Source organism: Amycolatopsis sp. NPDC058340 (genome assembly GCF_042723975.1).
Classification (GTDB): domain Bacteria; phylum Actinomycetota; class Actinomycetes; order Mycobacteriales; family Pseudonocardiaceae; genus Amycolatopsis.
On record NZ_JBHXIB010000041.1, the window covers coordinates 41866 to 65268 of the forward strand.

Below are 23403 nucleotides of genomic sequence, written 5' to 3' on the forward strand. Positions count from 1 at the left end.
GGTCCTGTGAGAGTCGCCAGGCTCGCTGCCCTGTTCACCGCCGTCCTGGTCCTGCCGGCGACGGCGTTGCCAGCCCACGCCGACGCGCCGCCAACGCCGGTCTTCAAGGACGGCCAAGCCCAGCCGGTGTTCGACCCGGCGGACGTCATCCGGGAGAACGTCTGGGTCACCGCGCCGGTCGACAGCGACCACGACGGCAAGGACGACCTCGTGCACGCGGAGGTCGTGCGGCCCCGCGCGACGCAGCAGGGCATGAAGGTCCCGGTCGTCTACCAGGCCAGCCCGTACTACGCGGGCGGCAACGACGTCGCGAACCACAACGTCGACGTGGAGCTGTACGTGCCCGGCGCGAAGCGCGCCCCGGCCGGCCCGCGGATCGCCACGAAGACCGTCGGCCCGAACGCGGCACCGATCAGCTGGCGCTACCAGGACTACTTCACCGCTCGCGGGTTCGCCGTGGTGTACGGGGAGTCGCTCGGCAGCGGCCAGTCCACCGGCTGCCCCAGCAGCGGCGACGTCAACGAGACCATCGGCGCGAAGTCCATTGTGGACTGGCTGAACGGCCGCACGACGGCACGGGACGCGGCGGGCAAGGCCGCGGTCGCGGACTGGAGCACCGGCAAGACCGGCATGATGGGCGTGTCCTACAACGGGACGCTGCCCAACGCGGTGGCCAGTACCGGCGTCGAAGGGCTGGAGACGATCGTCCCGATCGCGGCGATCTCCAGCTGGTACGAGTACTACCGCAACGACGGCGCCGTCGTCGCGGCCGGCGGATTCCAGGGCGAGGACGCGGACGTGCTCGCGGACTACGTCTACACGCGCCAGGATCGCGCCGTCTGCCGTCCGCTGATCGACGGCATCACGGTCGACCAGGACCGGGTGACCGGTGACTACAGCCCCTTCTGGGACGTGCGGAACTACCGCAACGACGTGAACAAGGTGCGCGCCTCGGTGCTCGTGGTGCACGGCCTCGGCGACTGGAACGTCAAGACCGACCAGGGCACCCGCTGGTACGAAATGCTCAAGGCGCGCGGTGTCGAGCACAAGATCTGGCTGCACCAGGCCGGGCACGCCGACCCGTACAGCCTCCGCCGCGACGTCTGGCTCGCCACGCTGAACAAGTGGATGTCGCACTACCTCTACGGCATCGACAACGGCATCGAACGGGAGCCGAAGGCCACCATCCAGCGCGAGGACAAGTCGTGGGTGGACGAGCCGGAGTGGCCGCTGCCCGGCACACAGGACGTCAAGCTCTACCCGTGGCCCGGCGGCTCTTCGAAGGGCAAGCTCGACACGCGCAACCCCGTTCCGGGCAAGGCGGCCGTCGAGACGCTGGCGGACGACGCGGGCAAGACGATCGAACAGCTGGCGGCCGCCGCGTCGTCGGGCAACCGCCTGCTGTACTCGACCACCGCGGCGAAACAGCCCGTGCGGCTTTCCGGAACCGTGAAGACCGACCTGTCGCTGTCCTTCGACAAGCCGGCCGCGAACGTGACCGCGGTGCTCCTCGACCGCGCCCCGGACGGGACGGCGAAGGTGATCACGCGGGGCTGGACCGATCCGCAGAACCGGCGCGACCCCGCCCGCACGGATCCGATCACCCCTGGTGAGAACTACAAGGTCGAGGTGGAACTGGTCGCCAAGGACTACCTGCTCGCGGCCGGGCACAAGATCGAGTTCCTGGTGGCCTCCAGCGATCACGACTACACGCTCCGGCCGAAGCCGGGCGCCGGTGTCTCGGTCGAGCTGAACCGCACTTCGCTGGTGCTGCCCGTGGCGGGCGGCAAGCCGGCGCTGCGTGCCGCCTTCGGCTGAGCGGGGCCGCCGTCCGTGAAGGCCTCCTTCCCTACCTTCAAGGTAAGGAAGGAGGCCTTCACTACGTCACCGATGCGGCCATCACGACCGACGACGGGCGTCGTCGCGGGACGGGGCACCCGGCGTTCCGGCCGGAAAACCCCGACCCGACCTCGGGCTTGTACGGAAAATGTATTTCCCCCGGCTTTGCTCCGTCCTGTCCGGCTTCCCCACCTGATGGAGGTCTCCATGTCCAGGTTGCGCCGTTTCGCAGTGCTCGCCGCGGCCGCCGTTCTCCCCGCGCTCGGCCTGACCCTCGCCGGCACGACGCAGGCGTCGGCCGCCCCGAACTTCCAGGTCCCCTTCAAATGCGGCGTCACGGTCACGGCGGCGACGTTCAGCGGGCACAGCCCGGCGAACTCGGTCGACTTCCAGAAGTCGGGGATCACCGGGATGCCGGTGCTGGCGTCGGCGGGCGGCACCGTCACGCGCGTCGCCAACGAAGGCAGCACGAGCTACGGGCGCTGGGTCGAGATCGACCACGGTGGCGGCTGGCGTACCCGGTACGCCCACCTTTCGACCCAGTCCGTGTCGGTCGGCCAGGCCGTCAGCCTCGGCAAGCAGATCGGCACGGCCGGCGCGACCGGCGGGGTGACCGGCCCCCACCTGCACTTCGAAGAGCGGCTCAACGGCGTGGTGCAGAAGGCGGTGCTGAACGGGGTCGCGGTGCCGTATTACGGCCACACGAACTTCACCAGCAAGAACTCGTGCAGCGGCAACCCGTACGAGGCCACCGAGGTGTGCGGTAGCGGCTTCTCTGTCGTCGACTCGCAGGGGCTCGCGAACGGTTCGGGAACCGCGTACCTGCTGTACAACGCTTCGACCAAGGCCAACTGCGTCACCACGCTGAAGGCCGTTTCGCTCGGCACCGCTTCGCCGGTTTCGGCGTTCCTCGAGGTGCAGGGCTCGGCTCGCGTGACCGACTCCGGCAGCTTCACCTACTACGCCGGACCGGTGAAGAAGACGGCCGCCTCGACCTGCGTCAAGTGGGGCGGTTCGGTCGGATCGAACGCCTACGAGAGCCCGTTCGAGCACTGCGACTGATCCCGCGGGGCCGGGCACTGTAGATCACGCAGGCGACAGGATCGGCCTCCCGCGATCGGTCCGGCGGCGGTTGTCCACAACGGTCCCGGCTGTCCACAGATGTGTCCTGCCCCCACCCAGCGGCCCCATTCCCGCCGCAGGGTGGGGGCATGACCACTTCCACCCCGACCGGCAGGACCAAGGTCGATCTGACGGATCCGGCGGACCTGCTCGTCGCGATCCCGTACCTCCTCGGATTCCACCCCGAGGACTCCGTCGTCGTCTTCGGCCTGCGCGGCCCGGGACGGATGAAACAAGGCCTCGTCATGCGCGTGGACCTGCCGCCGCCGGGCCTGGAACAAGACCAGGCACGTGACCTGGCGGTCAGGCTCGCCGTGACCGGCCACACCGGTGCCACCGTCGCGGTGGTCGGCGGTGGCACCGCGAACAAGGCGGGACGGCCACCGCGCCGCCGGTTCATCCGGCGGCTGGAAGCCTCGCTGGCCGAATACGAGATCTCGCTGACGCATGCGGTGTGGGCGCCGCGAATCGCCGCTGACGTGCACTGGGGCTGCTACCGGGAAAGGACCTGTGGCGGGCGCCTGCCGGATCCTCGGGACTCGGTGGCCGCCGCGATCGTCACCGGTGCCGGGCAGGTCACCCACGCGAGCCGGGACGAGCTCGAGCGGCTCTTCGACCCCGTCGCGCCGGAGACGCTCGCCAGACGGGCCGATCTCCTCACCAGGATGGCCGATCCGCCTTGGCGAGGGGAAGATCCCGTCCCGGCCGGAGTCGCCGAGGTGAACGCCGCCCTCACCCGCGCCGACGGCGGCGACCGGTCGATCACCGACGACCAGGCCGTCCGGCTGGCCTGGGCGCTGTCCCTGGTCGAGGTCCGCGGCGCCTGCCTGCTCACCGCCGTCCCCTCGGACTCGTCGCTCGCCCGCGCGGCGGAGGACCTCTGGCTCACGTTGGCCCGGGAACTCCCGGCCCCCGAAGCGGCCGACGCGCTCGTCCTGAAGGCGCACGCAGCCTATGTCCGAGGTGACCTGGCGACCGCCGGGATGGCCTTGGCCAGGGCCGGCGAGGCCGACCCCGGGCACGAGCTGGCGGCGCTGCTGAGCACGGCCCTCAACGCGATGGTGCCGCCGTCCGAACTGGTCAGGGTGGTCCTGCGGCAGCAAGCCGAAGGACCACCGGAGATCGCACTCAGGCGTTCCGGCGGGACCGGGTGAACGCCCACGCGTCGGCCACGATGCCGTCGAGGTCGGTGCGCTCGGGCTTCCACCCGAGCTCGTCACCGGCCCGCTCGCTGGACGCCACCAGCACCGACGGGTCGCCCGCGCGGCGCGGCGCGACCGCGGCGGGGATCTCGTGACCGGTGGTGCGGCGGCACGCCTCGATCACCTCGAGCACCGAGAAACCGGTGCCGCTGCCGAGGTTGTAGATGCGGTGCTCGCCGTCGGCAGCGTGACGCAGGGCCAGCAGGTGCGCGTCGGCGAGGTCGACCACGTGGATGTAGTCGCGGATGGCGGTGCCGTCCGCGGTCGGGTAGTCGTCACCGAAGATCTGGATCCGCTCGCGGTCCCCGGTGGCGACCTGGAGCACGAGGGGGATCAGGTGGGTTTCAGTGGTGTGCCGCTCGCCGAAGGAGCCGTACGCGCCGGCGACGTTGAAGTAGCGCAGACTGACCGCGGCGATGCCGTGGGCGCGCGAGAACGACGTGATCGCGTGGTCGATGGCCAGCTTCGTCGCGCCGTAGGTGTTGGTCGGCTGGGTCGGGGCCGTCTCCGGGATGGGGGAGGACTCGGGTTCGCCGTAGGTGGCCGCGGTGGAGGAGAACACCAGCCGCTTCGTGCCGTGGTCGCGCATCGCCTCGAGCAGGCGGAGCGAGGTCAGGACGTTGCCTTCCCAGTACTTCGCCGGATCCGTCATCGATTCGCCGACCAGCGACTTGGCGGCGAAGTGGAGCACACCGTCGAAGCCGTCGCCGAGCAGGCGCCCGGCGACCTCGGCGGCGTCGCCTTCGACGAAGGTGGCGTCCGGGTGCACCGCGTCGGCGTGCCCGGTGGAGAGGTCGTCGACCACAGTGACGTCGTGCCCGGCCTCGATGAGCCGGGCCGCGCAGACGCTGCCCACATAACCGGCTCCGCCCGTCACCATCAGTTTCAGGGTCTTGGTCGGTTCGTCGGTCACGTTCGCGCCTTTCTGCTGCGGATGCGGTCGCGGCCCAGTGTCCTCGCCCCCGGGCACGGTGCGCGCCCGGGGGTGCGGGTGTGGGCTACGGAATCCGGCCTCGGCGTGTCCGGTCTTCGATCACGCGAGTCACGTCCCCGATCACGCGTGTCCCGTGCCTGGACACGCGAATCACGCAAAAGCGGCCTTCACAGCAGGCCTCCGCGTCATGGGGCCGGCTTCTCTCTAAAGCTCGTCGCGGCCGGCGCCACGCGACGGCACGGCGGTGAACAGCCTGGGATGACGCAGATCCGCCGCCTCGTACGCGGCCTTCACCGCTCGGCCCACGGCGTCCACATCGGACTCGCGGACCAGTGCGATCGCCGAACCGCCGAAGCCGCCGCCGGTCATCCGCGCGCCGAGCGCCCCGGCTTCGCGGGCCGAATCGACGGCGAGGTCGAGCTCGCGGGTGGAGATCCGGTAGTCGTCGCGCATGCTCACGTGCGAGGCGTCCAGCTGAGGGCCGATCTCGGTGATCCGGCCCGCGCGCAGCAGGTCCACGGTGTCGAGGACGCGCTGGTTCTCCGTCACGACGTGGCGCACCAGAGGCACGAGCTCGTCCGGCAGCTTGGCGAGCGCGGTGTCCAGCCCGTCGACGCCGATGTCCCTCAGTGCCTTCACCTCGAGCAGTTCCGCGGCACGCTCGCAGCCCCTGCGGCGTTCGCCGTAGCCGCCCTCGGCGTGCGAATGCTTCGTGCGGCTGTCCATGATCAGGATCCGGACGCCGGATTCTTCGAGCGGGAACGGCACCTGTTCCATCTCGCCGGAGCGGACGTCGAGGAACAGCACGTTCGATTCCGTGCAGCACAGGGAAGCGGTCTGGTCGAGCAGGCCGGTCGGCGCCCCGACGAAGTCGTTCTCCGAACGCTGCACCCAGCGCGCCACCTCGTGCAGGGTCGGCGAACCCGCGCCGGTCCCCGGGGTGCTGCCCGCCAGCCCCAGGAGGGCGAGCGCGACGGCGCATTCGAGCGCGTGGGAGGAGGACAGGCCCGCCCCCGAGGGCACGTCCCCCGCGATCGCCACGTCCGCGCCACCGGTGAGGCCCTGGTCCCGCAGGACCCACGCGACCCCGGCCGGGTACGCGGCCCACCCCTCGACCGAACCGGGCCGCAGCTCGGCGATGGTGAGCGGGCCGGATTCCTGCACCCGGCCGTCCGAGCCGAGGGTGGCCACGGTCAGCACACCGTCCTCGCGCGGCGTCGCCGCGGCGGCGAGCCGGTGCGGGAGGGCGAACGGCAGCACGAAACCGTCGTTGTAGTCGGTGTGCTCACCGATCAGGTTCACCCGGCCCGGTGCGGACCAGACGCCGGCCGGAGCCCGGCCGTGGAGGGCCTGGAAGGTCTCCGCGGCGTCGGACGCGGCGCTCACCTGGCCTGCGCCAGCACGGCGTGCAGCGCCGAGACGGGCACCTGCGCGGTGCTGCTCCCGCCGGTGACCTCGATGGTCCCGCCGGGCGCCGTCTTGCCGACCTTGACCCGGCTGCCGGGCACGATGCCGACCGACTTGAGCTCCGTCATCAGCGTCTCGTCCAGCTGCACGTGCTCGGCGATGCGGCGGATCTCGACCTCGCCGCCACCCATGCGGGCGAACTCGTCGAGCCGCACGAGGTCGGCTTCCGCGGGCGGGGCGGGATCGCCGTCGCCGAGCTTGTCCAGCCCCGGGATCGGGTTGCCGTAGGGCGACGTGGTGGGGTGGTCGAGCAGTTTGACCAGCTTGCGCTCGACGGCCTCGCTCATCACGTGTTCCCAGCGGCAGGCCTCGTTGTGGACGTGCTCCCATTCCAGGCCGATGACGTCGACCAGGAGGCGCTCGGCCAGCCGGTGCTTGCGCATGACCGCGATGGCGAGCTCGCGCCCGTGCTCGGTCAGCTGCAGGTGCCTGTCGTCCGCGACCACGACCAGTCCGTCGCGCTCCATCCTGGCGACGGTCTGGCTCACGGTCGGGCCGCTCTGCTGCAGCCGCTCCGCGATCCGGGCCCGCAGCGGGACGACACCTTCTTCTTCGAGCTCGTAGATGGTACGCAAGTACATCTCTGTGGTGTCGATGAGATCGTTCACGCTGTCCCCTTCGTCCGCGTTGCTCATCGTAGTCGCTGGCACCGACAGCGACGCAGGCGTGGGGAGAACAAGCACCGAGCCGGGAAAAGTCCCCCAAGCTGGGCATGGAGCCGCGAGTCACGGGAAGATGGGCCCATGCGCCCCATGATCACCACCAGCGAACTCGCGGAGCAGCTCTCCGGGCCGGATTCCGCACGCTCCGTAGTCCTCGATGTCCGCTGGCGGCTCGCCGGGCCGCCGGGCGCCGATTCCTACCGTGAGGCGCATCTCCCCGGCGCGGTGTACGTCGATCTCGACACGGCGCTCGCCGGGGAGCCTGGCGAGGGCGGCCGTCACCCGCTGCCCGAACCGGAGACGCTGCAGCGGCACCTGCGGGCCGCCGGGGTCCGTGCCGGTCACCCGGTCGTGGTCTACGACGATTCCGACGGTTCGGTCGCGGCCCGGGCGTGGTGGCTGCTGCGCTGGGCCGGGCACGCCGAGGTGGCGGTACTGGACGGCGGGTTCGCCGCCTGGGTCGACGAGGAACGCCCGGTCACCGACGAGGTTCCTTCACCCGAGGAGGGCGACGTCGTCGTGAAGCCCGGCGGCATGCCGGTGCTCGACGCGGCCGGAGCCGCCACGCTCGCCAGGGACGGGCTGCTCTTCGACGCGCGGGCGCGGCCGAGGTACGCGGGGGAGACCGAGCCGATCGACCCGCGCGCCGGGCATATCCCCGGCGCGGTCAACGCGCCCTTCTCCGGGCACGTCGGGGAGGACGGCCGCTGGCGCGACGCTTCGGAACTGGCCGAGCGCTTCGAAGGTCTCGGCTTGGCCCCGGAGACCCCGGTCGGTGTCTACTGTGGATCGGGCGTCACCGCCTCGTCCGTGGTGCTCGCACTGGAGGTCGCCGGTCACCCCGCGCCCGCCGCGCTGTACGCGGGTTCGTGGTCGCACTGGTCCCGCGATCCGGAGCGCCCGGTGGCGACCGGGGATCTGCCCGGCTGACCCGCGGGCGGTCCGGAGCGACGCGCGAGCCGCGTCCGGGCACTAGAGTTCCGGCCATGCGAGCACCGGCCGTCGTATGGGACTCCTCGCTGCTGGGTTACGACCTCGGCGGCGAGCATCCGTTCAATCCGGTGCGGCTCGAACTGACCATCCGGCTCGCCACCGAACTCGGCGTGCTCGACGGGGTCGAGCTGCTGATCCCCGGCCCGGCGGGCGAGGACGAATTGCGCCGCGTGCACCTCGGCGAGTACATCGAGGCCGTCCGGCAGGCGCCGATGACCGGTGCCGACTTCGCGCACGGGCTCGGCACCGAGGACAACCCGGTCTTCAGCGGGATGCACGAGGCGTCCGCGCTGGTCGTCGGCTCGACGCTGCTGGCCGCGCGGAAGATCGCCGAAGGCGAGGCGACCCGGGCGGTGAACATCGCCGGCGGGCTGCACCACGCGATGCCGGGCAAGGCGTCGGGCTTCTGCGTCTACAACGACTGCTCGGTGGCGATCTCGTGGTTGCTGGACCACGGCTTCGAGCGCGTCGCGTACGTCGACACCGACGTCCACCACGGCGACGGCGTGCAGACGTCGTTCTACGACGACCCGCGGGTGCTGACCGTTTCCCTGCACCAGCACCCGTTCACGTTGTGGCCGGGCACGGGCTACTCGGCGGAGATCGGCAAGGGTGGGGCCGAGGGCACCGCGGTCAACCTGCCGCTGCCGCCCGGCACCCGTGACGGCGGCTGGCTGCGGGCGTTCGAGGCGGTGGTGCCGTCGCTGCTGGAGCAGTTCCGGCCGCAGATCCTCGTCACCCAATGCGGCGTCGACTCGCACGAGGAAGACCCGCTGGCGGATCTCTCGCTCTCCGTGGACGGCCATCGCGCCATCTACCGACGGCTGCGCGAGCTGGCCGAGACGCATACCGGCGGCCGTTGGCTGGCCGTGGGCGGCGGTGGCTACCAGCTGATCAGGGTGGTGCCGCGGTCCTGGACCCATCTGCTCGCCACCGTGCTCGACCGCGACGTCGACCCGGCGACGTCGCTGCCGCCGAATTGGGTCGCGTCGATCTCCAGGGCGGCGCCGAAGGCCGAAATCCCGCCTGGCATGTCCGACGGCCGCGACACCGCCTTCGTCCCGTGGGGGGACGGGGAGGACGAGCCGGTCGACATCGCCATCCGCGACACCCGCCGCGCGATCTTCCCCCTGCACGGCCTCGATCCGGACGATCCGAGGGACTGAACATGGTCAGTGTCTCTCGAAGCGCGCTTTCGGTTTTCCGTAGCCGGGACGCGGCGGCTGTTCACTCACCCGGCCGGGCCGGCGGCCCGCCTCCGGAAAACCGAGGCCTCCGGCCGAAGAGAAACGCGCGCGCGTGTCCGAACCCAACCCATCACCTTCAGTTCGGGAGACACGCTCATGGTCAGTGAGGACACCAAGCGCGACCCCTACGACTACCCGCGTGAGTGGGAGGCCGACGTCCTGCTCTCCGACGGCGGCACGGTGCACCTGCGCCCGGTGATCCCGAGCGACGCCGACGGCCTGGTCGCCTTCCACGGCCGGTTGTCCGAACGCACCCGGTACTTCCGGTACTTCGGCGCCTATCCGCGGATCCCGCAGCGCGACCTCGAACGGTTCTCCGTCGTCGACCACCACGACAGGGTCGCGTTCGTCGCGCTGCTGGGCGACGACATCGTCGCGGTCGGCCGGTACGAGCGGCTCGAGCACGGGCCGTCGGCCGAGGTCGCGTTCGTCGTCGACGACGCACACCAGGGCCGCGGGCTCGGGTCGATCCTGCTGGAGCATCTGGCCGCGGCCGCCTCGGAATCCGGGCTGCGCCGCTTCGTCGCCGAGGTGCTCGCCGAGAACGCGGGCATGGTCCGCGTGTTCCGTGACGCGGGCTACCAGGTCAGCCGCGAGATCGAAGAAGGCGTGCTGCACCTGGAGTTCGACATCGACCCGACCGAGGAGTCGCTCGCGGTCGCCCGCTCCCGGGAGCAGGCCGCCGAGGCCCGCAGCGTGCACAACCTGCTGCATCCGAAGTCGGTCGCGGTGATCGGCGCGTCCACCGATCCGACGAAGATCGGCTACGTCGCCCTCACCAACCTGCTCAGCGCCGACTTCGCCGGCACGGTCTACCCGGTCAACCCGGAGCACAAGTCCGTCCGCGGTGTCCGTGCCTATCCGTCCGTCGTGGACATTCCCGAGGACGTCGACCTCGCGCTGGTCGCCGTTCCCGCCGAGGCCGTCGAGTCCGTTTTGGACGGTGCGCTGGCGAAGGGGGTCAAGACCCTCCTGATCGTCTCCGGCGGGTTCGCCGAGGCCGGGCCGCACGGGCTGCACGCCGAACTGAGGCTGGTCGGGGAGGCCAGGGCGCACGGCATGCGCGTCGTCGGCCCGAACGCGCTGGGCGTGCTCAACACCGACGCCTCGGTCCGGCTCAACGCCACCCTCGCGCCCCGCCTGCCCGCGCGCGGCCGCACCGGGTTCTTCTGCCAGTCCGGCGCGCTGGGCACCGCGATCCTCGCCGACGCCGAAGCGCGCGGCCTCGGCCTTTCCACCTTCGTCTCGGCGGGGAACCGGGCCGACGTCTCCGGCAACGACCTGCTCCAGTACTGGGAGACCGATCCGGCGACCGACCTCGTCCTGCTGTACCTGGAATCGTTCGGCAACCCGCGCAAGTTCGCGCGGCTCGCGCGGCGGCTGGCGCGGACGAAACCGGTGGTGGCGGTGAAATCCGGCAGGCACGCCGTCCGCCCGCAGCTCGCCGCGACGTCGGCGGAGGTCGACGAATCCAGTGTCCAGGCCCTGTTCGAGCAGGCGGGCGTCGTCCGCGTGGACACGCTCGCTCAGCTCTTCGACACCGCGCTGGTCTTCGCCCATCAGCCGCTGCCCGCCGGGCCGCGGATCGCCATCGTCGGCAACTCCAGCGCCATCGGGTTGCTCGCCGCCGACACGGCGCGGGCGCACGGCCTCCGGCTGACCGCCGACCCGGTCGACGTCGGGCCGCAGGCGAGCCCGGAGGAATTCGCCGCCGCCGTGCGCGAAGCACTCAACTCGCCGGAGACCGACGCGCTCGTCGTGGTCTTCGTGCCGCCCTTGGCGATCCCGGGGACCGCGTATGCCCGCGCGCTGCGGGAGGCCGTCGTCGAGATGGACAAGAACAAGCCGATCGTGTCGACCTTCCTGGCCGTCGAGGGCGTGCCGGACGAGCTGGCCGTGCTGTCGGAGGACGGCGTGCCGACGCGGGGTTCGGTCCCGTCGTACCCGAGCCCGGAGCGCGCGGTGAACGCCCTCGCGCGTGTCGTGCGGTACGCCGCCTGGCGCCAGCGGCCACAAGGCAACCTGGTGCGGCCCGCCGGACTGCACGCCGAGCAGGCGCAGGTGATCGTCGGCGAGCTCCTGGCGGCCGAGGACGGCAAGACGACGCTGCTCTCCGACGACGACGTTGTCCGGCTGTTGGGCTGCTACGGCATCGACGTCGTCCCGTTCCAGGTCGTGACGTCCGCCGACGAAGCGGTGAAAGCGGCCGAGGACCTCGGCTTCCCGGTCACCCTCAAGGCCGTCGACGAACGGTTGCGCGGCAGGCCGGACCTCGCCGGGGTGCGGCTCGATCTGTCCTCTGTGGACGGTGTGCGCCGGGCGTACCTCGATCTGCGGGAGATCTCCGGCGACGACGAGGTCTACGTCCAGCGGATGGCGCCCAAGGGCCTGTCCTGCGTGATCGGGCTGCAGGACGACCCTTCGTTCGGCACGCTCGTGTCGTTCGGGCTCTCCGGTCTGGTCAGCACGCTGCTGGGGGACCGGGCCTATCGCGCCGTCCCGCTGACCGACGTCGACGCCGCCACCCTGCTGCGCGAACCGCGGACGTCGCCGCTGCTCACCGGCTACCGCGGCGACGAACCGGCGGATCTGGCCGCGCTCCAGGACATCGTGCTGCGCGTCGCGGCGCTCGCCGAGGACAACCCCGAGGTCCGGTCGATGACGCTCGACCCGATCCTGGCCTCCCCGGACGGCGCCTTCGTGGCCAACGCCCGGATCGTGCTGGGCCCGCCACCGTCGCGTCCCGACACCGGGCCGCGCCGGCTGCGCCCGATCAACGCCCCTACTTGAGTTCGGCCGCGTCCCACTCCTGGGGCGAGCGGGCCGCGAGGTCCGCGTCGTGGCCGGTGAACGCCGCGATATCGCCCCGGATCGTGTTGTGGAACGCGACGACCCGCTCGTCGTGGACGACCATCGTCTGCACCGCTCGCGCTTCCCCGGCGAGGGGACCGGCCGGGATGGTCAGCACGGTCGCGGTGTGCACGAGGTCGAATCCGCCACCGAGCGGGCGGCTCGACACCGGGCGGATCCGGAGCGTGCTGCCCCGGTAGATGGTGTCGAAGATGTTCTGGCTCTCGCGCGCGATCGTCGCGCGGCCGCGCTGGATCCGGCCGACGACGTCGACGAAGTCCGCGTCCTCGGCGAAGTTCGCGGCCCACGCCTGGCCGTCGCCCGCGTTCCAGGCTCGTTCCATCGCGGTGATGATCTCCTCGGTGGTCATCGCTATCCTCTCTTGTAACAGCGATCCATTGCTTAGAACAACGTTCCAACTTTCGAGGAGCATACATGTCGGCGGACCTTCCCGGCATCGTCCGGTTGCGCGATCGCCGTGAGGCGCTGACGCTGCGCACGATCCTGACGGCGGCCCGCGGCCTGTTCGCCGAGCGTGGGTACGCGCGGACCCCGATCCGCCTCATCGCCCAGGAAGCCGGGGTCTCCCCGCAGACCATCTACGCCCATTTCGGTTCGAAGGCCGGCGTCCTCGGCGGTCTCGTCGACCTCCTCGACGACGAGGCCGGGATTCCCGACGTCGTCGCCGAGGCGCGGCGGACCGAGGATCCGGTCGCGCTGCTCGGTCTGCTGGCCACGGTCGCCCGCCAGGTCCGGGAACGCTGCGGCGACATCGTCGCGATGCTGAGCTCCGGTGCCGCCGTCGATCCGGATATCGCCGCGACACAGGCGGAGGGCGCGCGGCGGAACCGGCTCGGCGTCGAGATGGTCATGGACCGTGTCCGGAAGACCGGTCGCCTGGCGCCGAGGGCCACGGACATCGCCGTCGCGCTGATGAGCGCCGACGTCCACACCAGCCTCGTCACCGAGGCCGGGTGGAGTCACGACGACTACGAAGCCTGGCTCAAGGACACCTTGGTCGCGTCGCTGCTTCGGTGACGCAGGTTCTCGGCGAAGAACTCGGAGAGCCGAGCGCGCTGGACGGCGACGCTCTGTGCCGGGTCGATGGTGCCGACGAACGCGGCTGGAGCGTTGCCCAGCTGAGGCAGGAGGGTCTGGTAGTCGGTGAAGCTGAAGTGCTCACCGTCCGGCAGGCGCGTTTCCCCGGTCCAGCCGCGCTGATTGCGCTGGAACTCCTGCCAGGACGCGTCCGACGCCGCGCTGTGGTCACCGGCGCTCATCAGCAGGAACGGCCGGTCCAGTCCTTCGTCGGCGACGCGGCCGAAGATCCGCTGGGATTGCGAGTGGGCCATGCTGCCGTCCAGGTTCGCCCCGGCGACGACGCGCCGGTCGCTCACCATCGTCTCGCCCGCGGTGAACCCACCGGCCGAGTGGCCGAACATGCCGGCCCGGGTCAGGCCGAGCGCGTCGAGGACGAACCGCGTGTCCTGGACGCGGGTCTCGATCACGCGTTTCGACACCTCGATACTCGACGGCGGCAAGGCCTTCTTCTCGACGCGGCCGCCGGGGAACTCCACCGCTTCCGCTTCGTGGGTGTGGTCGATGGCCACCACGACGTAGCCCTCGCTCGCGAGCTGCTCCTGGTGCGTGGTGCCGTGCGAACGCGACAACGTGCCCCCGGGCGAGTACAGCACGACCGGCCGCTTGCCGCCGATCGCGGGCGCGCCGATCCGGGAGTGGGTCGGGAAGCGGTAGTCGATCCGATCCGCCGGCATCCCCAGTTTGACGGCGTCGCCTTCGGCCACCACCTTCGCGACACCTGGCGCCATGTACGGCGCTTTCGGCTTTCCGCTCGGCAGCGCCGGGTACCGCACGGTGACCATCAATTCCCTTGCCGTACCGGGAACCCACGGGTCCTGGCGGGAGCGGTCGAGCAGATGGAGGTCGGTGCTGCCGACCGCGAACGGGCCCGTCGGCGCGGGCAGGGTCAACCGGACGGGTGCCGCCGAAGCGGACGGCGTGAGGAGGACGGCGGGGAGGGTGAGCGCGGTGGCGAGTACGCCGATGCGGCGTGTTGTTCGTTTCATGGCACCGAACGTAGGGAGCGAACAGGTCCCGGGACATCGGGAAGATCACCCGTCCCGACCCTGGGATCGGTCCCGGGGGTAGCGGACTTCCCAGGCGTCCGTCGTGCCGTCCGCGGCCAGCTCTCGCTTGAGCACCTTGTGCGTGGCCGTCCGCGGCAAGCTTTCGAGCACCCGCACGAACTTCGGCCGCTGTTTCGGCCCGAGATCGCCTTGTGCGGCGACGAAAGCGGCGAACTCGTGCGCGTCGATCGGTGCCCGGCAGACGAGCGCGGCCAGCACCTGGTCGCCGACGCGCGGATCCGGGACGCCGTACACGGCGGCCTCGCTGACGGCGGGATGCCGCAGGAGCGCGCGTTCGATCGGGGCGGTGCCGAGGTTTTCGCCGTCGACGCGCAGCCAATCGCCGAGCCTGCCCGCGAAATAGCAGTAGCCGTCCGCGTCGAGGTACGCCAGGTCGCCGGTGTGGTACATCCCGTCGCGCATCCGCTCGGCCTCGGCCGCGGGGTCGCCGTAGTACCCGGCGAAGAAACCGGGACCACCGGTGTTGACCAGTTCGCCGACCGCCTCGGCGGTGTTGAGCAGCTGCCCGCCTTCGCCGAATTCCGCCGGGGGACAGGGTTTCCCGGTCTCCGGATGGAGGACGGCGACGCCGTCGAGCAGGCGGCCGAGCGAACCGGGCGGGGTGGTGGCGTCCCTGCCGAAGTTCACGCCTCCCTCGGTCGAACCGAACGCGTCGACCACGTGGCAGCCGAATCGCTTACCGAAGGCGGCGAGGTCGGCTTCCGCGCCTTCGTTGCCATAGACCAGTTTCAGCGGATTGTCGGCGTCGTCGTCCCGCGCGGGCGTGGTGAGCACATAGGACAGTGGTTTGCCGACGTAGTTGGCGTAGGTGGCCCCGAACCTCCGGACGTCCGGAAGGAAGCCGGAGGCCGAGAACCGCCGCCGCAACGCGATCCCCGCGCCCGCGGCGAGCCCGACCGCCCAGCCCGCCATGATGGCGTTGGAATGGAACATCGGCATCGACACGTAGACGGTGTCCTCTGTGGACAGACTGAACCGGGTGGCCAGCATCTCGCCGGGATAGGCGATCTTGCCGTGGGTGCACCGGACGGCCTTCGGATCGCCGCTGGTGCCGGAGGTGAAGATCAGCATGAGCAGGTCTTCGGGTTTCGCGGCGACGGGGACGACGGCCTCCCTCGCCGGTTCGAGATCGCTCAGCGGCAGCACCGGCACGCCGGCCTCGGACAGCAGTGGAAGGTACTTCTCCTCGGTGAACACCAGCTCGCAGTCGGCCAGCGCGATGTCCCGGGCCAGCGCCGCGCCCCGGCGGGTGGGGTTCAAGCCGACCAGCACGTGCCCCGAGAGCGCCGCGCCGCCGAGCAGGAACGAGAACTCGGGGACGTTGTCCGCCAGTAACCCGAAATGCCCGCCGGGACGCAGGATCCCGGCGAGCGCGGCCGCGTGTCCGGCGCAGGCCCGGACGTGGTCGGCCCAGGTCCAGCGCCGGTCCTCGAACAGCAACCCGGTCGAGCGGTCCTCCGCCCGCGCGAGCAGGAGTTCCGTGACCGTGGGTGTCATGCCGGAGCCGCGGCCAGGAGGTCGCCGAGCCCGCCCAGCTGCGCGGTCGCCCCGCCGAAGGTGAACTCGAGCCGCTTCGCCGCGACGAAGTAGCGATGCAGGGTGTGGTCGACGTCGATGCCGACCCCGCCGTGGATGTGCACGGCGGTGTGCGCGACCCGATGTCCGGCCTCGGCCGCCCAGAACTTCGCCGTCGCGACCTCCTCGGCCGCCGGAAGTCCTTCGCTCAGCCGCCAGGCGGCCTGCCACAACGTCAGCCGGACGGCTTCGACGTCGACGTAGGCGTCGGCGAGCCGCTGCCGCACGGCTTGGAAACTCCCGATCAGGTGACCGAACTGCTTGCGCTCCCGCGCGTACGCCGCGGTCAGCTCCAGTGCCCGTTCGACGACGCCGAGCTGCTGCGCGCAGACACCGATCGTGCCCCGCAGCCGCAGCCATTCGCCGACGTCGCCCAGCGAGGCCGTGGCCTTCGCGCCGGACAGTTCGACGAGTGCCGCGTCGGCGTGGTCGACGGTCCGCTGCGGCGAGACCGTCACCGCGTCCCGGTCGAGCAGGAACACCTGACTACCGCCGTCGATGGCGGCTTCGACGAGGAACCCGTGCGCGAACGCGCCCGACGGCACCGCGGTCTGCGCGCCGGTCAGCCGCCAGCCGTCGCCGTCGGCCTCGGCGGTGAACCCGCACGGCACGCCGTAGTCCGGCAGAGCCACCGCGAGGACGTGGTCACCGCGCAGGACCGGGACGATCCAGCGCTCGGCCAGCCGCCCGTCTCCGAAGGCGGCCACCGCCGCCGCGCCCATGACCACCGACGTCAGATACGGCACGGGCGCGACCGCGCGGCCGATCTCGGCGAGTACGGAACACTGCTCCAGCAGTCCGAAACCGCCACCGCCGACCGACTGCGGAAGGGCGGCGTCGAGCACGCCGGCCTGGGCCAGCGAAGTCCACAGTGGAGCGTCGAAGCCGCCGGAACCGTGCGGCCCCAGCACATCCGGGGTGACCTTGTCCGTCAGGATCCGGCGCGTGAGCGACGCGAGGTCTCGCTGCGCTTCGGTGAGCGTGAAGTCCATCGATATCTCCTAGCGCGTGACGGGCAGGCCGAGGGCGGTCGCGGCGATCATGTCCCGCTGGATCTCGTTGGCGCCGCCGCCGAAGGTGAGGATCAGCGACGAGCGGTGCAGCCGTTCGATCCGGCCGCGCAGCTGGGCACCGGGGGAGCCCTCGCGGACCACCGCGCCCGCGCCGAGGATCTCCATCATCAGCCGGTACGCCTCGGTCGCGAACTCCGTGCCGAACACCTTGGTCGCCGACGCCTCCTCCGGGCCCAGCTCGCTGCTCGCGGCGGCCCAGGCGATCCGCCAGTTCCGCAGTTTCAGGTACTCGGCGTGCGTGTGGATCCGCGCCAGGTGCAGCCGTACCCACGGCTGGTCGGCGACGCGGGTGCCGTCGGGCAGCTTCGTGGTCTGCGCCCAGGTCCGCACCTCGCGCAGCGACGTCTGGATCGGCGCGGCCGAGGTCAGCGCGACCCGCTCGTGGTTGAGCTGGTTCGTGATGAGCGGCCAGCCCTCGTTCTCCCCGGCGACCCGGGAGGTCACCGGGACGCGGACGTCGTCGTAGTAGGTGGCGCTCGTGCCCGGCCCGGCGACGGTGTGCACCTTCGTCCAGGAGAAGCCGGGTGCGGAGGTCGGCACGATCAGCATGCTCAGGCCCTTGTGCCGATGCGCCTCGGGGTCGGTGCGGGCGGCCAGCCAGATGTAGTCGGCGTATTCGATCAGGCTCGTCCACATCTTCTGGCCGTTGATGACGTAGTCGTCGCCGTCGCGGATCGCGCGGGTGCGCAGGGCCGCCAGGTCGGTGCCCGCGCCAGGCTCGGAGTAACCGATCGCGAAATGCAGCTCTCCCGCGGCGATCTTCGGCAGGTAGAACGCCTTCTGTTCTTCGGTGCCGTAGCGCATGATGGTCGGCCCGACGGTGTTCACCGTGAGGAACGGGACGGGCACCCCGGCGGCGGCCGCCTCGTCGGTGAAGATGAGCTGGTCGAGCATCGGCCGGTCCTGCCCGCCGTACTCGCGGGGCCAGCCGATCGCGAGCCAGCCCGAACTGCCGAGGTCGCGAACGATTTCCTTGTACACCAGGCCGTTGCCGTACTCGCCACCGTCGCCTGCGAGGGCTTCGCGGCGTTCCGGGGTCATCAGCCCGGCGAAGTACTCCCGGAGTTCGCCTGCCAGTGCCCGCTGCTCCGGCGTGTAGTCGATCCGCATCCGTCACCTCTGCCGTCGGTGCTCGTTACTGGTGCCATGGCCGCTCACGGCGGTAGGGTAGAACCTGTTCTAGTTGTACCAGGTATGGCGGCGAGGAGGGAATATGGAGATCGACGTCGATCGCTCGCTCTGCGAGGCGAACGCGATCTGTGTCGGCTTCGCGCCCGAGGTCTTCGATCTCGACGACGACGAGGAGCTTGTCCTCGCACCGGGCGAAGTTCCGCAGAATCAAGTAGAACGTGTTACTCAAGCCGTGGCGAGCTGTCCAAAAAACGCCCTGCTCATACGTGGTTAGTGCCGTCTATTTGCTGCTTGCATCGAGCGAGAACAGATTCTAGTGTGTGCAGAGAGGCAAGGAGGCCCGGAGTGAGTTTGGACGGCAAGACGGCCATCGTGACCGGCGCCGGCGCGGGACTCGGCCGGGCCGAGGCGCTGGCGCTGGCCGCCGCGGGGGCGTCGGTGGTGGTCAACGACGTGTCGGACGCGGCGCGGGCGGTGGCCGACGAGATCGAGGCCGAGGGCGGCAAGGCCATCGCGGTCACCGGCGACGTGTCGGAGTCCGCGACCGCGGACGCGCTGCTCACCGCCGCCGTCGACCACTTCGGCGGGCTGCACGTCCTGGTCAACAACGCGGGCGTGCTGCGCGACCGGATGCTCTTCTCGATGACCGACGACGAATGGGACACGGTGCTCCGTGTCCACCTGCGCGGGCATTTCCTGCTTTCGCGCAACGCCGGGGCGTACTGGCGCGACAAGTCCAAAGTGGACGGCGCGCCGGTGTACGGCCGGGTGGTCAACACCGCGTCGGAGTCGTTCCTGCTCGGCGCGCCCGGCCAGCCGAACTACGGCGCGGCCAAGGCGGGCATCGCCGCGCTGACCGTCTCCACGGCGCGCGGCCTGTCCCGCTACGGCGTCCGCGCCAACGCGATCTGTCCGCGTGCCCGCACCGCGATGACCGAAGCGGTCTTCGGCGCCGACGCGCCGGAGGGGATCGACCCGCTTTCGGTCGACCATGTCGCGCCGTTCGTGTCGTTCCTCTGCTCGCCGGACGCCGATCGCGTAAACGGACAGGTGTTCCTCGTCTACGGCGGGATGGTCGCGCTGATGCGGCCGCCGTCGGTGGAACAGCGGTTCGACACCGCCAACGGCGTCTGGACCCCCGAAGAACTCGCCACCAGCGTGGGCGGCTACTTCGCCGACCGCGACCCGGAACGGATGTTCTCCGCGTCCGAGATCATGTCGCTGCCGTGAACCGGAGGAGATGACGATGGGCAGGCTCGACGGCAAGGTAGCGCTGATCACCGGCGGCGCCCGCGGGCAGGGCGAGGCGGCCGCGCGGCTGTTCGTCGCCGAGGGCGCGCGGGTGGTGATCGCCGACATCAACGACCTCGACGGCAAGAAACTCGCCGCCGATCTCGGCGAATCGGCCGTCTACCAGCACCTCGACGTCGGCGACGAGGCCGAATGGGAGGCCGCGATCGAGCGTGCCCACGCGGAGTTCGGCCCGCCGACCGTGCTGGTCAACAACGCGGGCATCCTGCATTTCTCCGAACTGGGCAAGACCACGCTCGCCGACTACGAACGCGTCATCCGGGTCAATCAGATCGGGGCGTTTCTCGGGATGCGTTCGGTCGTTGAACCGATGACCGGGGCCGGAGGCGGCTCCATCGTCAACGTGTCCTCAGTGGAGGGGCTCGCCGGGATGCCGTTCCTCGTCGCCTACACCGCGAGCAAGTTCGCGATCCGCGGGATGACCAAGGTCGCCGCGCTCGAACTCGGCGCGAAGAACATCCGGGTCAATTCGGTCCACCCCGGCGCGATCGACACCCCGATGGTCGCCGCGGCCGCGGGCGGGCAGAAAGTCGACATGTCGTGGGTGGGCAAGAAGGTCGCGCTGGGCCGCGTCGGGCAGCCGGAGGACATCGCGAAACTCGTGTTGTTCCTGGCCAGTGACGAAAGTTCGTACAGCACGGGCGCGGAGTTCGTCGCCGACGGCGGTGCCACGGCCACGCATGCGCTCAAGTTTTGACGCGGAGGTGCCGAGAGCAGAGTGAACACCGCTAACGCAATGGGGCGTTGACAGGTGGAGTAAGACTCGGGGCAGGCGACTGGGAGGTTCTGTGGGAGCGACGGTGTCCGTCCCCGGTACGGGTGCGCTCACACAGGTCGGCAGGCTCGCGACGCTGTCGTGGGAAGTCCTGCGCGCGATCTTCAAACGACCGTTCCAGTTCCGCGAATGGATCCAGCAGTGCTGGTTCTTCGCCAGTGTCACCATCCTGCCCACGGCGCTGGTGGCGATCCCGTTCGGCGCGGTCATCGCGCTGCAGCTGGGCTCGCTGACGCAGCAGATCGGCGCGCAGTCGTTCACCGGCGCCGCCAGCGCGCTCGCGATCGTGCAGCAGGCGAGCCCGCTGATCACCGCGCTGCTGGTGGCGGGCGCGGGCGGCAGCGCGGTCTGCGCCGACATCGGCGCCCGCAAGATCCGCGAAGAGATCGACGCGATGGAGGTACTCGGGGTCAACCCGATCCAGCGCCTGATCGTGCCCCGCGTCCTCGCCGCGATTGTGGTTTCGGTGCTGCTGAACGGTTTGGTCAGCGTCGTCGGCGTGCTCGGCGGCTACTTCTTCAACGTCGTCATGCAGGGCGGTACCCCGGGCGCGTATCTCGCGAGCTTCAACGCGCTCGCGCAGGTGCCGGATCTGTGGATCAGCGAGATCAAGGCGCTCCTCTACGGTTTCGTCGCCGGGGTGGTCGCGGCGTTCCGCGGGCTGAACCCGGCGGGCGGGCCGAAGGGCGTCGGCGACGCGGTGAACCAGGCCGTGGTCATCACGTTCCTGCTGCTGTTCCTGATCAACGTCGTGCTGACGGCGATCTACCTGCGGATCGTGCCGCCGAAGGCGATGTGACATGGCAGGCGAACCCGCTGTTTCCGACCGGACGCTCGAGATCATCGCGCGTCCCGGGGCGATGCTGGAAGGCTTCGGCGGCCAGCTGTCGTTCTACTTCCGCGCGCTGGCCTGGACCCCGCGCACGATCCGGCGTTACGGCCGCGAGATCTTCCGCCTGCTGACCGAAGTCAGCTTCGGCACCGGCGCGCTCGCGGTGATCGGCGGGACGCTCGGCGTGATGATCGGGATGACGCTGTTCACCGGCCTCATCGTCGGCTTGCAGGGCTATTCGGCGCTGAACCAGCTCGGCACCGCCGCGCTCACCGGGTTCATCTCGGCCTACTTCAACACCCGTGAGGTCGCGCCGCTTTCGGCCGGGCTCGCGCTTTCGGCCACCGTCGGCTGCGGGTTCACCGCGCAACTGGGCGCGATGAAGATCTCCGAGGAGATCGACGCGCTCGAAGTGATGGGTGTGCCGAGCATGCCGTACCTGGTGACGACGCGGGTGATCGCCGGCGTCACCGCGGTCATCCCGCTGTACGCCGTCGGCCTGCTCTCGTCCTATCTCGCCTCACGGCAGATCACCATCTGGCTCTACGGCCAGTCCGCGGGCACCTACGACCATTACTTCACGCTGTTCCTGCCACCGGAGGACGTGCTCTGGTCGTTCCTCAAGGTGATCATCTTCAGCGTGCTCGTCATCCTTTCGCATTGCTACTACGGCTATACCGCCAGCGGTGGGCCCGCCGGGGTCGGCGTCGCGGTCGGCCGCGCGGTGCGAACCTCGATCGTGCTGATCTCGGTCCTCGACTTCTTCCTGAGCCTCGCGATCTGGGGCGCCACCACGACAGTGAGGATTTCCGGGTGAACAGGAGGATTCTGCTGCAGCGGCTCCGGCACCAGGTGCTGGGGCTGATCTTCCTCGTGGTGGTCGTGCTGTTCTTCGTCACCACCATCGCCTTCTACCAGAAGGCCTTCACGTCGGTGACCGTGGTGAAACTGGAGACCGACCGCATCGGCAACCAGATGCGCGTGGGCGCGGACGTCAAGGTGCGCGGGATGGTCGTCGGCGAGGTGCGGTCGATCCAGGCCCACGGGGATCGCGCCACGATGGATCTGGCGTTGCAGCCGGACAAGACGTCGGTCATCCCGTCGAACGTGTCCGCGCGGCTGCTGCCGAAGACGCTGTTCGGCGAGCGGTACGTCGCTTTGCAGGTACCGGAGAAGCCTGAGCGCCACATCGCCGAGGGCGACGTCATCCCGCAGGACCGCAGCAGCAGCGCGATCGAACTGGAAACCGTGCTCGGCAACGTGATGCCGTTGCTGCAGGCCGTCCAGCCGGAGAAGATGGCCAGCACGCTCAACGCCGTCGCGTCCGCTTTGGACGGTCAAGGCAAGCAACTCGGCGCGACGATGGCGGGACTTTCGGACTACCTCGGCAAGGTGAACCCGTCGCTGCCCGATCTCAAGGCCGACATCACCGGGGTCGCCGACGCCGCCAAGATCTACGACAAGGCCGCGCCGGATCTGCTGGCCGCGCTCTCGGATCTGACCACCACGAGCAAGACCCTGGTAGAGAGCCAGCGCGGTCTCGCCGACGTCTATTCGACGGTGACCGCGGCCTCGATCGACCTGACGAGCTTCCTGAAAGTGAATCAGGACAACCTGATCCGGCTCACCACCAACCTGCAGCCCACATTGGACGTCCTCGCGAAATACGCGCCGGAGTACCCGTGCCTGCTCAAACAACTGGCCGAATCGGTGCCCCGCGCGGAACTCGCGTTCGGCAAGGGCACCGCGCATCCCGAGGTCAGCCGGGTGACGATCGAGTTCACGCCGAGCCGGGGCAAGTACCTGCCCGGGGTCGACGAGCCGAAGTACGACGACAAACGCGGCCCGCGCTGCTATCCGCAGGTACCGCCGCCGGGACGCTGGCCGCAGTACCCGCCGGACGGCGCCATCGACGACGGATCGTCGAAGCCCGCGCCGCCGCGCGATCCCGACGGCACCCTGCCCTCGAACGGGACCATTCCCGCGGGCGGGGGCGCGGGTGGTTCGGTGGTGAACTCGCCGGACGAGCAGCGGCTGGTCGACCTGCTCGTGTCGCCGGCGATGGGCACGACGCCGGACCAGGTGCCGAACTGGGGCAGCCTGCTGGTGGGGCCGCTGTACCGCGGGGCGGAGGTGGAGCTGCGATGAGGACTCAGCCGAGCTCGCCGGGCGCCCGGCCGACGTTGCGAAAGCCACTTTCGCAACCTTCAACGTTGCGAAAG

General features: G+C 70.3%; 21 protein-coding genes. 13 read left to right on the plus strand and 8 right to left on the minus strand.

What is annotated here, in order from left to right; all coding sequences use genetic code 11:
• Positions 1 to 6: 6 nt before the first annotated feature.
• The 3 genes from ACFWIW_RS31980 to ACFWIW_RS31990 all read left to right on the plus strand — a co-directional run bounded on the left by ACFWIW_RS31980 (position 7) and on the right by ACFWIW_RS31990 (position 4115).
• The gene (locus ACFWIW_RS31980) at positions 7 to 1818 is read left to right on the plus strand and encodes a Xaa-Pro dipeptidyl-peptidase (RefSeq protein WP_378371885.1); all 1812 of its coding nucleotides are present in this window, start codon (positions 7 to 9) and stop codon (positions 1816 to 1818) included.
• Between the two features lie 228 nt (positions 1819 to 2046).
• Entirely contained in the window at positions 2047 to 2901 is an 855-nt protein-coding gene (locus tag ACFWIW_RS31985) for a M23 family metallopeptidase (protein WP_378371886.1), read from the plus strand.
• A 149-nt stretch (positions 2902 to 3050) separates the two neighbouring features.
• Positions 3051 to 4115: a DUF4192 domain-containing protein gene (locus ACFWIW_RS31990; protein WP_378371887.1), complete on the plus strand. Its 1065-nt coding sequence runs from the start codon at positions 3051 to 3053 to the stop codon at positions 4113 to 4115.
• Here ACFWIW_RS31990 and galE read toward each other — a convergent pair.
• From galE to ACFWIW_RS32005, 3 genes are all read right to left on the minus strand, one after another.
• Entirely contained in the window at positions 4090 to 5043 is a 954-nt protein-coding gene (gene galE, locus ACFWIW_RS31995) for a UDP-glucose 4-epimerase GalE (RefSeq protein ID WP_378371901.1), read from the minus strand. The genes ACFWIW_RS31990 and galE overlap by 26 nt on opposite strands.
• 258 nt (positions 5044 to 5301) lie before the next feature.
• Complete coding sequence (gene galK / locus ACFWIW_RS32000; RefSeq protein WP_378371888.1) at positions 5302 to 6483, minus strand: galactokinase; 1182 nt, start codon at positions 6481 to 6483, stop codon at positions 5302 to 5304.
• Positions 6480 to 7199 (minus strand): metal-dependent transcriptional regulator, encoded by a 720-nt coding sequence (locus ACFWIW_RS32005; protein WP_016332755.1) that lies wholly within the window; start codon positions 7197 to 7199, stop codon positions 6480 to 6482. Before ACFWIW_RS32005 ends, galK begins: the two co-directional genes overlap by 4 nt.
• Positions 7200 to 7307: 108 nt before the next feature.
• On the opposite strand from ACFWIW_RS32005, the gene ACFWIW_RS32010 reads away from it, so the two are divergent.
• From ACFWIW_RS32010 to ACFWIW_RS32020, 3 genes are all read left to right on the plus strand, one after another.
• Positions 7308 to 8156 carry a sulfurtransferase gene (locus tag ACFWIW_RS32010; RefSeq protein WP_378371889.1) on the plus strand — a complete coding sequence of 283 codons (849 nt, stop codon included), beginning with the start codon at positions 7308 to 7310 and terminating at the stop codon, positions 8154 to 8156.
• A gap of 56 nt (positions 8157 to 8212) precedes the next feature.
• Positions 8213 to 9385, plus strand: coding sequence for an acetoin utilization protein AcuC (locus ACFWIW_RS32015; protein ID WP_378371890.1), 1173 nt, complete (start codon positions 8213 to 8215; stop codon positions 9383 to 9385).
• 177 nt (positions 9386 to 9562) lie between these two features.
• Positions 9563 to 12256: a GNAT family N-acetyltransferase gene (locus ACFWIW_RS32020; protein WP_378371891.1), complete on the plus strand. Its 2694-nt coding sequence runs from the start codon at positions 9563 to 9565 to the stop codon at positions 12254 to 12256.
• Here the strand turns inward: ACFWIW_RS32020 and ACFWIW_RS32025 are convergent.
• Positions 12249 to 12686, minus strand: a complete 438-nt coding sequence (locus ACFWIW_RS32025) for an SgcJ/EcaC family oxidoreductase (RefSeq protein ID WP_378371892.1) — start codon at positions 12684 to 12686, stop codon at positions 12249 to 12251. The two genes, ACFWIW_RS32020 and ACFWIW_RS32025, sit on opposite strands and share 8 nt — an antisense overlap.
• A gap of 65 nt (positions 12687 to 12751) precedes the next feature.
• Between ACFWIW_RS32025 and ACFWIW_RS32030 the strand changes: the two genes are divergently transcribed.
• On the plus strand, positions 12752 to 13354 hold the full coding sequence (locus ACFWIW_RS32030; RefSeq protein WP_378371893.1) for a TetR/AcrR family transcriptional regulator: 603 nt from the start codon (positions 12752 to 12754) through the stop codon (positions 13352 to 13354).
• Here ACFWIW_RS32030 and ACFWIW_RS32035 read toward each other — a convergent pair.
• From ACFWIW_RS32035 to ACFWIW_RS32050, 4 genes are read right to left on the minus strand one after another with little or no spacing between them, the layout of a single operon-like run.
• Positions 13306 to 14403, minus strand: coding sequence for an alpha/beta hydrolase family protein (locus tag ACFWIW_RS32035; RefSeq protein WP_378371894.1), 1098 nt, complete (start codon positions 14401 to 14403; stop codon positions 13306 to 13308). The two genes, ACFWIW_RS32030 and ACFWIW_RS32035, sit on opposite strands and share 49 nt — an antisense overlap.
• Before the next feature lie 45 nt (positions 14404 to 14448).
• Positions 14449 to 15981: a long-chain-fatty-acid--CoA ligase gene (locus ACFWIW_RS32040; RefSeq protein WP_378371895.1), complete on the minus strand. Its 1533-nt coding sequence runs from the start codon at positions 15979 to 15981 to the stop codon at positions 14449 to 14451.
• Positions 15978 to 17051 (minus strand): acyl-CoA dehydrogenase family protein, encoded by a 1074-nt coding sequence (locus tag ACFWIW_RS32045; protein ID WP_378371896.1) that lies wholly within the window; start codon positions 17049 to 17051, stop codon positions 15978 to 15980. The genes ACFWIW_RS32040 and ACFWIW_RS32045 overlap by 4 nt, the downstream gene beginning before the upstream one ends.
• A gap of 9 nt (positions 17052 to 17060) precedes the next feature.
• Positions 17061 to 18242, minus strand: a complete 1182-nt coding sequence (locus ACFWIW_RS32050; protein ID WP_240597949.1) for an acyl-CoA dehydrogenase family protein — start codon at positions 18240 to 18242, stop codon at positions 17061 to 17063.
• A gap of 103 nt (positions 18243 to 18345) precedes the next feature.
• On the opposite strand from ACFWIW_RS32050, the gene ACFWIW_RS32055 reads away from it, so the two are divergent.
• The 6 genes from ACFWIW_RS32055 (at position 18346) to ACFWIW_RS32080 (ending at position 23329) form a co-directional block, all read left to right on the plus strand.
• A complete protein-coding gene (locus tag ACFWIW_RS32055) occupies positions 18346 to 18537 on the plus strand; it encodes a ferredoxin (protein ID WP_081975930.1) in 192 nt (63 codons plus the stop codon).
• 71 nt (positions 18538 to 18608) lie between these two features.
• A complete protein-coding gene (locus tag ACFWIW_RS32060) occupies positions 18609 to 19493 on the plus strand; it encodes a 3-oxoacyl-ACP reductase (RefSeq protein WP_378371897.1) in 885 nt (294 codons plus the stop codon).
• A gap of 16 nt (positions 19494 to 19509) precedes the next feature.
• Complete coding sequence (locus ACFWIW_RS32065) at positions 19510 to 20271, plus strand: glucose 1-dehydrogenase (RefSeq protein ID WP_378371898.1); 762 nt, start codon at positions 19510 to 19512, stop codon at positions 20269 to 20271.
• A 91-nt stretch (positions 20272 to 20362) separates the two neighbouring features.
• Positions 20363 to 21148 carry an ABC transporter permease gene (locus ACFWIW_RS32070; RefSeq protein ID WP_125675589.1) on the plus strand — a complete coding sequence of 262 codons (786 nt, stop codon included), beginning with the start codon at positions 20363 to 20365 and terminating at the stop codon, positions 21146 to 21148.
• A 1-nt stretch (position 21149) separates the two neighbouring features.
• On the plus strand, positions 21150 to 21998 hold the full coding sequence (locus tag ACFWIW_RS32075; RefSeq protein WP_016332769.1) for an ABC transporter permease: 849 nt from the start codon (positions 21150 to 21152) through the stop codon (positions 21996 to 21998).
• Positions 21995 to 23329, plus strand: coding sequence for an MCE family protein (locus ACFWIW_RS32080; protein WP_378371899.1), 1335 nt, complete (start codon positions 21995 to 21997; stop codon positions 23327 to 23329). The genes ACFWIW_RS32075 and ACFWIW_RS32080 overlap by 4 nt, the downstream gene beginning before the upstream one ends.
• The last annotated feature ends 74 nt before the right edge of the window (positions 23330 to 23403 follow it).

Excerpts from the sequence above, each read along its gene's own strand:
- ACFWIW_RS32045 (WP_378371896.1), bottom strand. The coding sequence starts at position 17,051 with ATGGACTTCACGCTCACCGAAGCGCAGCGAGACCTCGCGTCGCTCACG.
- ACFWIW_RS32015 (WP_378371890.1), top strand. The coding sequence starts at position 8,213 with ATGCGAGCACCGGCCGTCGTATGGGACTCCTCGCTGCTGGGTTACGAC.
- ACFWIW_RS32075 (WP_016332769.1), top strand. The coding sequence starts at position 21,150 with ATGGCAGGCGAACCCGCTGTTTCCGACCGGACGCTCGAGATCATCGCG.
- ACFWIW_RS32030 (WP_378371893.1), top strand. The coding sequence starts at position 12,752 with ATGTCGGCGGACCTTCCCGGCATCGTCCGGTTGCGCGATCGCCGTGAG.
- ACFWIW_RS32040 (WP_378371895.1), bottom strand. The coding sequence starts at position 15,981 with ATGACACCCACGGTCACGGAACTCCTGCTCGCGCGGGCGGAGGACCGC.
- ACFWIW_RS32025 (WP_378371892.1), bottom strand. The coding sequence starts at position 12,686 with ATGACCACCGAGGAGATCATCACCGCGATGGAACGAGCCTGGAACGCG.
- ACFWIW_RS31985 (WP_378371886.1), top strand. The coding sequence starts at position 2,047 with ATGTCCAGGTTGCGCCGTTTCGCAGTGCTCGCCGCGGCCGCCGTTCTC.
- ACFWIW_RS32055 (WP_081975930.1), top strand. The coding sequence starts at position 18,346 with ATGGAGATCGACGTCGATCGCTCGCTCTGCGAGGCGAACGCGATCTGT.
- galE (WP_378371901.1), bottom strand. The coding sequence starts at position 5,043 with ATGGTGACGGGCGGAGCCGGTTATGTGGGCAGCGTCTGCGCGGCCCGG.
- ACFWIW_RS32005 (WP_016332755.1), bottom strand. The coding sequence starts at position 7,199 with ATGAGCAACGCGGACGAAGGGGACAGCGTGAACGATCTCATCGACACC.
- ACFWIW_RS32035 (WP_378371894.1), bottom strand. The coding sequence starts at position 14,403 with ATGAAACGAACAACACGCCGCATCGGCGTACTCGCCACCGCGCTCACC.
- ACFWIW_RS32065 (WP_378371898.1), top strand. The coding sequence starts at position 19,510 with ATGGGCAGGCTCGACGGCAAGGTAGCGCTGATCACCGGCGGCGCCCGC.
- ACFWIW_RS32050 (WP_240597949.1), bottom strand. The coding sequence starts at position 18,242 with ATGCGGATCGACTACACGCCGGAGCAGCGGGCACTGGCAGGCGAACTC.
- ACFWIW_RS31990 (WP_378371887.1), top strand. The coding sequence starts at position 3,051 with ATGACCACTTCCACCCCGACCGGCAGGACCAAGGTCGATCTGACGGAT.
- ACFWIW_RS32010 (WP_378371889.1), top strand. The coding sequence starts at position 7,308 with ATGCGCCCCATGATCACCACCAGCGAACTCGCGGAGCAGCTCTCCGGG.
- ACFWIW_RS32020 (WP_378371891.1), top strand. The coding sequence starts at position 9,563 with ATGGTCAGTGAGGACACCAAGCGCGACCCCTACGACTACCCGCGTGAG.